The sequence below is a fragment of the Pseudomonas sp. FYR_7 genome, assembly GCF_043106155.1.
Classification (GTDB): domain Bacteria; phylum Pseudomonadota; class Gammaproteobacteria; order Pseudomonadales; family Pseudomonadaceae; genus Aquipseudomonas; species Aquipseudomonas parafulva_B.
This window is the reverse complement of sequence record NZ_JBICMI010000006.1, coordinates 108,833-118,130: the sequence shown is the minus strand read 5'-3', so window position 1 is coordinate 118,130 and position 9,298 is coordinate 108,833. Positions and strand designations below refer to the sequence as shown.

Genomic DNA, 9,298 nt, shown 5'->3' with positions numbered 1-9,298 from the left:
GCCGCGATGGGCTGCACAGCAGCCCTAGAATTTCGGCATTCACACCGGTCCAAACCCGTTTACCGCTACGACCCCGCCACCTCTCCCACGCTGCCCCCGCTTAAATCTCCAGAATCCCGGACGCCATGAACCCCCCATCCACCGGGATCACATGCCCACTGATGTAAGACGCATCATCGGACGCAAGAAACGCCACCGCCCCCGCCATCTCCGCCGGTGTGCCGTAACGGCGCAAAGGCACCGCACGGGCATAGGATTCGCGTGTCGCCGCAGAATGCAGTGCCTGTGTCAAAGGCGTGTCCACTGGGCCCGGGGCAATGCCGTTGACCGTGATGCCATGTTCGGCCAGCTCGATCGCCATCTGCCGAGTCAGGCCGATCACCGCTGCCTTCGACGTGCCATACGCAGTGCGCCCCATGCTCGCCCGCATGCCGCTGATGGAGGCAACGTTGATGATGCGCCCCCACCCGTGCTCGCGCATCACGTGCGCAGCCTGCTGGCTGCACAGCAGTGTGCCGGTCAGGTTGACGTTCATCAGCCGCTGCCAGCCTTCCAGGTCCGTGTCCAGAAACGACTGGGTGCGGGCGATACCGGCATTGTTGACCAGTACATCACAGCGTCCACAGCGTGCACGCAGTTCATCGAACAACGCCGTGATCGACGCTGCGTCACCAATGTCGATCGCCAGTGCCAAGGCATCGATGCCCTGCTCGCGCAACCCCTCCACCCTGAGTTCGGCAGCCTGCAGGTCGATGTCGGCCACCACTACCGTGTGGCCATCATGCCCCAGGCGTTCGGCGATGGCCGCGCCGATCCCCATGGCCGCACCGGTGACCAGCGCCACGCGGCCCACGGCAGTTGCAGGCAAAGTCTTTTTGGCAAGTTGGCTCATGTCAGCGCTCTCTTAAAGGAAACCGATAGAAATCCATGGGAAACAGGCAACGATCACCAACGCCACCAGCAATGCCCCGAGGTACCCCCAGACGCGGCGAATGACATGATCGGACGACGTCTTGCTGATGGCGCAGGCAGCGTAGAAACCCACACCCAAGGGCGGTGCGAACAACCCGATGCCCATGGCCAGGATCACGACCATGGCGTAGTGCACCGGGTGAACGCCGAGCATTTCGGCCAGGGGGAACATCAGCGGGCCGAACAGCACGATGGCCGGGATACCCTCCAACACACTGCCCAGAATCAGGAAGGTGAGGATGGTGACCACCATGAAGCCCATCACCCCGCCTGGTATTTCCTCGATCAGTTCCACCAGCGACTGCGAGAAGCCCGACTGCGTCAGCGCCCAGGCCATCGCCGAGGCCATGCCGATGATCAGCAGGATCGCCCCGGACAAGGCCGCCGCTTCCAGCAACATCGGGTACAGCCGGCGCCATTCGATATGGCGCATGAACAGGTGCATCACCAGCCCCACCAGTACCACGTAGGCCACACCAATGGTCGAGACCTCGGTAGCGGTGGCCGCCCCTTCCAGCACCGCCACCCGGATCAGCAACGGCAGCGCCAGGGCCGGCAGGGCAATCAGGAACGTCTTGGCCACGCGGGACAAAGGTGCCCGCGCAATCGCCGGCGCCTCGTCCTTGCGCGAGCGCCACCAGCACACCACCGCAATGGCCAGGGTGGCCACCACCGCAGGCATCAACCCGCCGATGAACAGCGCCGTGATCGACACGCTGCACACCGCACCGATGGTGATCAGCACCAGGCTCGGCGGTATGGTCTCGGTCATCGCCCCCGTGGCCGACAACAGCGCTGCCAGCTCTTCAGGCTTTGAGCCGCGCCGCTTCATTTCAGGAAACAACGCCGGGGCCACTGCGGCCATGTCGGCAACCTTCGACCCTGAAATACCCGACACCAGGAACATCGCCCCCAACAGCACGTACTGCAGACCGCCACGCACGTGCCCCAGCAGCGAAGCCATGAAATCGATCAGCGTGCGGGCCATGCCCGACAATTGCAGCACCACACCCAGCAACACGAACAGCGGCACGGCCAGCAGGACCATGTGGGACATGCCCTCGTCCATGCGGCCGACCACGATCGACAGGGGCGCGTGGGTCGCCAGGGCCAGGTAGGCCATGGTCGCCGTGCCGAACGCAAAGGCGATAGGGATGCCGCCAAACACGCAGGCGCCCAGCAGCACCAGGAAGAACACCACCAGGTTGTAATTGCCCATCGCTGCCAGTATGGGCTGCGCCAGCCACAAGGCCGCGGCCACCGTGGCCACCACCGCCAGCCCGGCCATGAACTGGCGCACGGTCGAATAACGGGCCATACGCGCGACGGCCGCCAGCAGCATCAGCACAGCCCCTACCGGCAGCGCTGCAGCACGCACGCCGTCGGGAATCCCCAGCGCCGGTGTGGTGATCCACATCTGTTCATGGGAATGCTGCATGGCCGGCGAGATGATCATCGCCACGAACAGGCAGACGATCAGCGCCGACAAGGTTTCGCTGAATCCGCGCCAAGCCTGCGGCAGCTTGTTGACCAGCGCCGACATGCGCATGTGCTCGCCACGGTCCAACGCCAGCACCGCGCCGAACATGGCCAGCCAGATGAACAGTGACGAGGCCAGTTCGTCGGACCAGACCAACGGGCTATGCAGCACGTAGCGGGCAATCACGCCGGCCAGCAGCACGAAGGTCTCGATCACCATCAGGGCAACCGCGATCACGCCCACCAGGCGCATGGCCCACTGGTTGAGGCAGATGAGCACCCGGGCCGGCAGGCGCTGCGAAACGGTGGAGGCCGGTAGCGCTGGCGCGCGCATCACGCCAGCTTCCCGGCGTATTGCTCAAGGATGCCCCAGGCCTGGTCGCCGAACTTGTCGTGCCACTGGGCGTAGTAATTGGCACTGCGCAGCTTGTCGCGAAACGGATCGGCAGGCGCCTCGACCAGTTCCAGGCCTTGCCCTTTCAAGGTATCGCGGGTACTGCCCTCGAGCTTGGCCAGGTCCTGGCGTTGACCCATCACCGCCGCGTCGATGTGCTTGCGCAGGATCGCCTGCATATCCGCCGGCAGGCGCCCGATCGAGGCACTGTTGCCGAGCATCCAGAAGCCATCCCACACGTGATTGGTCAGCGAGCAATACTTCTGCACTTCATACAGCTTGGCCGTCGACACCAGGGTCATGGGGTTCTCCTGCCCTTCGACGATGCGGGTCTGCAAGGCCGAATACACCTCGGCGAAGTTGATGCTGGTGGGCGCAGCATCCAGGGCGCGGAAGATCGACATGATGATCGGGCTAGGCGGAACACGCAGCTTCATGCCGCGCAGGTCGTCCGGGCTTGCGACCGGCCGGGTGCTGGTGGTGGTGACGCGAAAGCCGTTGTCCCACATGTGGTCGAATGCGAACAGGGTGCCGGTCTTGGCGATCTCCGCACGCACATGCTCGCCCAAGGCACCGTCCATGGCGCTCCACACTTGCTGGTAGTCCTTGAACGCAAAGCCCACAGCGCTGATCTGCACCGATGGAACCAGGGTGCCCAGGATCACGGGCGAGAGGGAAAACAGATCGACCGCACCGGAGCGCACCTGAGCAAGGGTATCGGTGTCGCTGCCCAGCTGGCTGCTTGGAAACACCTGCACCACCAACGCGCCGTTGGTCTCCTCCTTGATGGCCTTGGCCATGGCCCGAGCACGCACGTTCATGGGGTGGCTGATGGGCAGGTTGTTGGCAAACTTGAGTTTGAAGTCGGCAGCCCGGGCGCCAGTGCTATACAGGCCCAGGCCGGCAGCGGCGACGGCGGCCGATGCCAGGGAGGCAGTCTTGATGAAGGAACGGCGGGTGAAATCGCTCATGAAGCTCTCCTGACCTATTTGTTCTTATTGATCGAGTGGGATACGGCGATGGTGCAGATGACATTGCAATTGAGGTGCCACACTCAAGCGGGTGCACGGGATAGCGTAGTGGGCATCCACAAAGCGCGCTTAACTGACTGATTTTGAAGTGCTAAATAAAATCTCCTGGGGCATGGTGCTGCGCCAATGGGCATCTCGGACCTGCTTGAGGGTGTAACAGGTGTCTCCCTTGAGTGTCGCCTGCCACGTCACTGCGACACCTGTAGCACGTGTTCGCTACCCGCAGCCACCGTCGAACGTGCCACGAATGCGCATGGCAGAGCGCTTGCCGCAGGCCTGGCACCGTTCTTGCCATCGACCTCGCCAACCCCGAGCGAGGATTACTCTCATGCATTCACCCCTCATCAACGGCTGGTACCACGCCCCCTTCGGCAAGTTTCCCGACATCGACCCCGAGCGCATGATGGCTGACGCGGCCCTGGGCGCCCTCAACCACGCAGGGCTCGATGCGCAGCAGATCGATTCGGTACACGTCGGCCACTTCAATGCAGGGTTTCTCTACCAGGACTTTCCGTCCGCGCTGCTCGCCAATCACCTGCCAGCACTGCGTTTCACCCCGGCCGTGCGCGTGGAGAACGCTTGTTCCACCGGCTCGGCAGCCATTCACTCGGCCTTGCACGCCGTACTGAGCGGACAATCGCGCCATGCCCTGGTGGTGGGTTTTGAGAAAATGAACAGCCTGCCTACCGCCGAGGTGGGCAAGATCCTGCTCAAGTGCTGCTACACCCCCGAAGAAGCCAACATAGAGAACGGCTTTGCCGGGGTGTTCGGCAATATCGCCAGCGCCTACTTCGAACGCTACGGCGATCAGTCCGACGCACTGGCCATGATCGCCGCCAAGAACCACGCCAACGGCGCGCTTAACCCGTATGCGCACATGCGCCGCGACGTGGGCTACGACTTCTGCCGCACAGCCTCGGACAAGAACCCCTTCGTGGCGGGCCCCCTCAAGCGCAGTGACTGCTCGCTGATCAGCGATGGCGCGGCCGCCCTGGTGATCAGCCGGGGCGATCAACCGACCGGGGGCGGTCAAGCCGTGCGTTTTCGCGCAGCCGTCCAGGTCAACGACTACCTGCCGTTGTCACGGCGCGACCCCACGGTCTTCGAAGGCGCCGCACGGGCCTGGCAGCAGGCGTTGGGCCAGGCGCGCCTGACGCTTGACGACTTGTCCCTGGTGGAGACCCATGACTGCTTCACCATCGCCGAGCTGCTCGAATACGAGGCCATGGGCCTGGCCGAGCGCGGTCAAGGCGCACGGGTGATCGCCGAGGGCGTGAGCCGCAAGGACGGCAGGCTCCCCATCAACCCCTCCGGTGGCCTCAAGTCCAAGGGCCACCCCATTGGTGCGACCGGGGTCTCGATGCACGTGATGGCGGCCATGCAGCTCACCGGCCAGGCCGGCGACATGCAACTGCCGCGCGCAGACCGGGCTGGCGTGTTCAACATGGGCGGGGCGGCCGTGACCAACTACGTGAGCATTCTGGAGAGCGTACGATGAACGGAATCGACAATGTCATGAACCTGGGGGAGCTGCTGGGCCAGGTGGCTCGGCGTTTGCCTGACCTGCCGGGCTTCATTCGCGGCGAGCAACAGGTGTCCTGGCGTCAACTGCTGCACCGTGTAGACAGCGTCGCTGCCGCGCTGCGTGCACGCGGCCTGGGCAAGGGCGACCGCTTGCTGGTGCACTCGCGCAACAACCTGCCGCTGTTCGAAAGTGCCTGGGTGGCCTTTCGCCTGGGAATGGTCTGGGTGCCCACCAATGTGCGCATCACCCCCCCTGAAGCTGCCTACCTGGGCAGTTCCAGCGGCGCAGTGGCGATGCTCTACGACGAGGGCTTTGAGCATTACGTGGACGCTGTGCGCCAGGCATCACCGGCACTGCGGACCGTGATTGCCATGGCTGCGCCCCGCGCGGGTGAACTGGCCTACGATGCCCTGCTCGATGAAGGCGCCCCGCTTCAGCCTGGTTTTCGCCCGGCTGAGGTGAACTACAACGATCCGCTGTGGTTCTTCTACACCTCCGGCACCACCGGGCACCCCAAGGCAGGGGTACTGACCCACGGGCAAATGGCGTTCGTGGTCAACAACCACCTGGCCGACCTGATGCCCTGCCTGAGCCAGCAGTCACGCTCGCTGGTGCTGGCCCCCTTGTCCCACGGGGCCGGTATCCATGCACTGGTCAACGTAGCCCGGGGTGCTGCCTGCGTACTCCCTGTCGGGGACCGGCTGGACTGTGACGAGGCCTGGCGCCTGGTGCAGCAGCACCGTATCGACAACCTGTTCACGGTGCCGACCATCGTCAAGATGCTTACCGAAGACCCGGCCGTCAGCCGTTACGATCACAGCAGCCTGCGCTACGTGATCTACGCAGGTGCCCCCATGTACCGCGCCGACCAGTGCCATGCGCTACGCACATTGGGCAAGGTGCTGGTGCAGTATTACGGCCTAGGCGAAGTCACCGGCAACATCACGGTGCTGCCCGCCGACTGCCATGATGCCGACGATGGCCCTCAGGCCAAGGTCGGTTCCTGCGGCTACCCACGTACCGGCATGCAGGTGGCCATACTCGATGAGCAAGGCCGCGAGCTGCCCACGGGTACGGACGGCGAAATCTGCGTGCGCGGCCCGGCCGTGTTCGCCGGCTACTACAACAACCCCCAGGCCAATGCCGAATGCTTCCGCCATGGCTGGTTCCATACCGGCGATCTGGGGCATGTGGACGAGCACGGTTTCCTGTTCATCACCGGGCGCGCCTCGGACATGTACATCTCCGGCGGCTCGAACGTGTACCCGCGCGAAGTGGAGGAAGCGTTGCTGACCCACCCTGCCGTCACCGAAGTGGCCGTGCTCGGCATGCCGGACGACAAATGGGGCGAATGTGGTTGCGCGGTGATCGTCACCACTGCCCAGGTCAGCGATGACCAACTGCTCGCGCACCTGGAGCCCCGCCTGGCACGCTACAAATGGCCCAAGCAGTTTGTACGCTGGCATGAGATGCCAAAGTCCGGCTACGGCAAGATCGTCAAGAAACACATCCGCACGTTGCTCGAGACCGGCACGGAGCAACCGGCATGACGCCCCATTTCGAACTGCGCGGCGGGGTGCGCCACTTCAACCATGCAGGCCCGGCCCGCCTACCCAGGCTGCTTGACTGTGAAGTCGCGTGCAGCCAGGAGTTGCGCGTCGAGCTTGCCCCCGGCAGCCAGGTGGGCGAAAGCCTGCTGTCAGTGCTCGAGCGCTGTCGCTACCAGAGTGCAGTCGGCCGCGTGTTGTGGGGCAGCGCGTGCGCCTTGGCCTACCACCGCATGGTGACCACAAGCGACAGCCAACGCCCTTACGACTACGGCAAGCCCGTGGTGCTTACAGGCCCTGTCACCTTCATCAGTGGTGCATTGACTGTCGGCAGGGATGCCAGCGGCGCCCCGCTGCTGCATTGCCATGCCGGCATGCTCGACAGCCTTGGGCAACAGCACGGCGGGCATCTGGTATTGCAGCGAGTCGTGGTCGGTAGCGAACCCCTGGTACTGCGGCTATGCCTGTTCGAGCATGTCGCCTACCAGGTACAGCCAGACACCGAGACCCAATTCAACCTGCTGCACCCTGTGCTCAAGGAGGCCTCATGACACCTGCCCTGCCCTCTACTACCACGCAGGTCCAGCAAGGCCGTCTCGGGCGGCTGGTAGTCGCCCGCCTAAAGCCCAACGAGGATGTGATCGACAGCGCCGAAGCCCTCTGCGCCAGCCACGGCATCGCCTGCGCCGTGGTCCGTGGCGGGCTGGGCAGCCTGATCGACGGCGAACTGCGTTACCACGGCGAGCGCGGCCATCAAGCCATTCATGTACCCGGGCCTGGTATCGAGATCCTCAGCTTGAGCGGTGAGGTCATCGCCGGCCGAAGCCACCTTCAGGCAGTGCTCGCCGACGCCGACGGCAAGCTCTTCGCCGGCTGCCTGCAACGGGGTCGGAACCTGTCCTTCATTACCGTGGAGCTCACCCTGCAGGAGTGGCTGCCGGACTGACTGCCCACACTGCAGCACCCTTGGCGCCCGCTCTCTGGGCGCCTATCACCCTCAGGAAGAAAACAATGACAAGAAAGCCCTACGTGCCCCTGTACCTACTCACCTTGACCACCCTGGCCGTTCCGGCTGCCAAGGCGGCCTTCATCGAGGACGGCAAAGCCAACCTGCACCTGCGCAACTACTATTTCAATAACGATTACCGCGACCGCCCCGGCCCTGCCGGCCAGAGCAAGACGGCCGAATGGGCGCAGGGCTTCATGCTCGACTACAAGTCCGGTTTCACCGACGGCACCGTGGGGTTCGGCGTTGACGCCCTTGGCTTGCTGGGCCTACGCCTGGATGGCGGTGCAGGCAATCACCGAGGCAGTTCGATGATTCCGGATGCCAGCGATGGCAGCGCGGTGGACGAATGGAGTCGCCTGGGCTTGACCGGCAAGGTCCGTTTTTCCCAGACCGAGGCACGCTACGGTACGCTGCAACCGAAACTGCCGATTCTGGTGGCCAACGATGGGCGCTTGCTACCGCAGACCTTCGAAGGCGGGATCGTCACCTCGAAAGAAATCGATGGCCTGACCCTGACCGGAGGCCGCCTGGAGCATACCACCGGCCGGGGCTCGACCAACCGCTCAGGCCTGGCCGTGGCGGGGGGTACACGCGAGAGTAATGCGTTTGTGTTTGCCGGGGCCGATTACCAGCTCACCCCCGCCTTGAAGCTGCAATATTACGGCGCCCAGCTGGAGGATTACTATGTCCAGCATTTTGCGGGGCTCGTGCACACCTGGGCCCTGAGCGACAACCAGTCGCTGACCACCGACCTGCGCTACTTCAAGACCGACGCGGATGGACGCAACGACTCAGCCAGCGGGCGCGCGGCAGGGTATCGCGTCACCGGCCTGGGCGATACCGCAGGCAAAATCGACAATGATACCTGGAGTGCCATGTTCACCTACGCCATAGGTGGCCACTCGGTCTTGCTTGGCCATCAGCGGGTCTCGGACAGTGGCAATTTCGTGCAGATCAACCAGGGCAATACAGGCGAAGGCGCAGCTGGCTCGAGCCTGTATCTGTTCACCGACCGGCTGGTGACCAGTTTCACCCGTGCAGGTGAACGCACCACCTTCGGCCAATACAGCTACAACTTTGCGGCATTGGGCATGCCCGGCCTGATTGCCTCGCTCACCTACCTCAAGGGCACGCACATCCGCACCGCTGCCGGCGGTGACGAAAAGGAATGGGAGCGTGACATTGCCCTGGACTATGTGGTGCAGGACGGTGCGCTCAAGGGGCTGGGCTTGAGCTGGCGCAACGGCATGCTGCGCAGTGGGTTGCCCAGCGAGTGGGCACAGGATCAGAACCGGGTGACCGTCAGCTACACCGTGCCGTTGTTCTAGGGCACGGATGTCC

General features: G+C 64.0%; 8 protein-coding genes. 5 read left to right on the top strand and 3 right to left on the bottom strand.

Annotation, left to right across the window (positions count from 1 at the left end):
• Positions 1-100: 100 nt before the first annotated feature.
• From ACF8R3_RS00645 to ACF8R3_RS00635, 3 genes are read right to left on the bottom strand one after another with little or no spacing between them, the layout of a single operon-like run.
• The gene (locus ACF8R3_RS00645; protein ID WP_058603452.1) at positions 101-892 is read right to left on the bottom strand and encodes an SDR family NAD(P)-dependent oxidoreductase; all 792 of its coding nucleotides are present in this window, start codon (positions 890-892) and stop codon (positions 101-103) included.
• Positions 893-904: 12 nt separating this feature from the next.
• Positions 905-2,785: a TRAP transporter large permease subunit gene (locus tag ACF8R3_RS00640; protein WP_392514600.1), complete on the bottom strand. Its 1,881-nt coding sequence runs from the start codon at positions 2,783-2,785 to the stop codon at positions 905-907.
• A complete protein-coding gene (locus tag ACF8R3_RS00635) occupies positions 2,785-3,816 on the bottom strand; it encodes a TRAP transporter substrate-binding protein (RefSeq protein WP_196125899.1) in 1,032 nt (343 codons plus the stop codon). Before ACF8R3_RS00635 ends, ACF8R3_RS00640 begins: the two co-directional genes overlap by 1 nt.
• A gap of 388 nt (positions 3,817-4,204) precedes the next feature.
• On the opposite strand from ACF8R3_RS00635, the gene ACF8R3_RS00630 reads away from it, so the two are divergent.
• The 5 genes from ACF8R3_RS00630 to ACF8R3_RS00610 all read left to right on the top strand — a co-directional run bounded on the left by ACF8R3_RS00630 (position 4,205) and on the right by ACF8R3_RS00610 (position 9,285).
• Positions 4,205-5,374: an acetyl-CoA acetyltransferase gene (locus ACF8R3_RS00630; RefSeq protein ID WP_392514594.1), complete on the top strand. Its 1,170-nt coding sequence runs from the start codon at positions 4,205-4,207 to the stop codon at positions 5,372-5,374.
• Positions 5,371-6,951: an acyl-CoA synthetase gene (locus tag ACF8R3_RS00625; RefSeq protein WP_392514592.1), complete on the top strand. Its 1,581-nt coding sequence runs from the start codon at positions 5,371-5,373 to the stop codon at positions 6,949-6,951. Before ACF8R3_RS00630 ends, ACF8R3_RS00625 begins: the two co-directional genes overlap by 4 nt.
• Complete coding sequence (locus tag ACF8R3_RS00620; RefSeq protein WP_058603456.1) at positions 6,948-7,499, top strand: hypothetical protein; 552 nt, start codon at positions 6,948-6,950, stop codon at positions 7,497-7,499. Before ACF8R3_RS00625 ends, ACF8R3_RS00620 begins: the two co-directional genes overlap by 4 nt.
• Complete coding sequence (locus ACF8R3_RS00615; RefSeq protein WP_078478347.1) at positions 7,496-7,894, top strand: PPC domain-containing DNA-binding protein; 399 nt, start codon at positions 7,496-7,498, stop codon at positions 7,892-7,894. The genes ACF8R3_RS00620 and ACF8R3_RS00615 overlap by 4 nt, the downstream gene beginning before the upstream one ends.
• Positions 7,895-7,959: 65 nt before the next feature.
• Positions 7,960-9,285, top strand: a complete 1,326-nt coding sequence (locus tag ACF8R3_RS00610; RefSeq protein ID WP_078478346.1) for an OprD family porin — start codon at positions 7,960-7,962, stop codon at positions 9,283-9,285.
• Positions 9,286-9,298 lie beyond the last annotated feature (13 nt).

Excerpts from the sequence above, each read along its gene's own strand:
- ACF8R3_RS00645 (WP_058603452.1), bottom strand. The coding sequence starts at position 892 with ATGAGCCAACTTGCCAAAAAGACTTTGCCTGCAACTGCCGTGGGCCGC.
- ACF8R3_RS00640 (WP_392514600.1), bottom strand. The coding sequence starts at position 2,785 with ATGCGCGCGCCAGCGCTACCGGCCTCCACCGTTTCGCAGCGCCTGCCG.
- ACF8R3_RS00635 (WP_196125899.1), bottom strand. The coding sequence starts at position 3,816 with ATGAGCGATTTCACCCGCCGTTCCTTCATCAAGACTGCCTCCCTGGCA.
- ACF8R3_RS00630 (WP_392514594.1), top strand. The coding sequence starts at position 4,205 with ATGCATTCACCCCTCATCAACGGCTGGTACCACGCCCCCTTCGGCAAG.
- ACF8R3_RS00625 (WP_392514592.1), top strand. The coding sequence starts at position 5,371 with ATGAACGGAATCGACAATGTCATGAACCTGGGGGAGCTGCTGGGCCAG.
- ACF8R3_RS00620 (WP_058603456.1), top strand. The coding sequence starts at position 6,948 with ATGACGCCCCATTTCGAACTGCGCGGCGGGGTGCGCCACTTCAACCAT.
- ACF8R3_RS00615 (WP_078478347.1), top strand. The coding sequence starts at position 7,496 with ATGACACCTGCCCTGCCCTCTACTACCACGCAGGTCCAGCAAGGCCGT.
- ACF8R3_RS00610 (WP_078478346.1), top strand. The coding sequence starts at position 7,960 with ATGACAAGAAAGCCCTACGTGCCCCTGTACCTACTCACCTTGACCACC.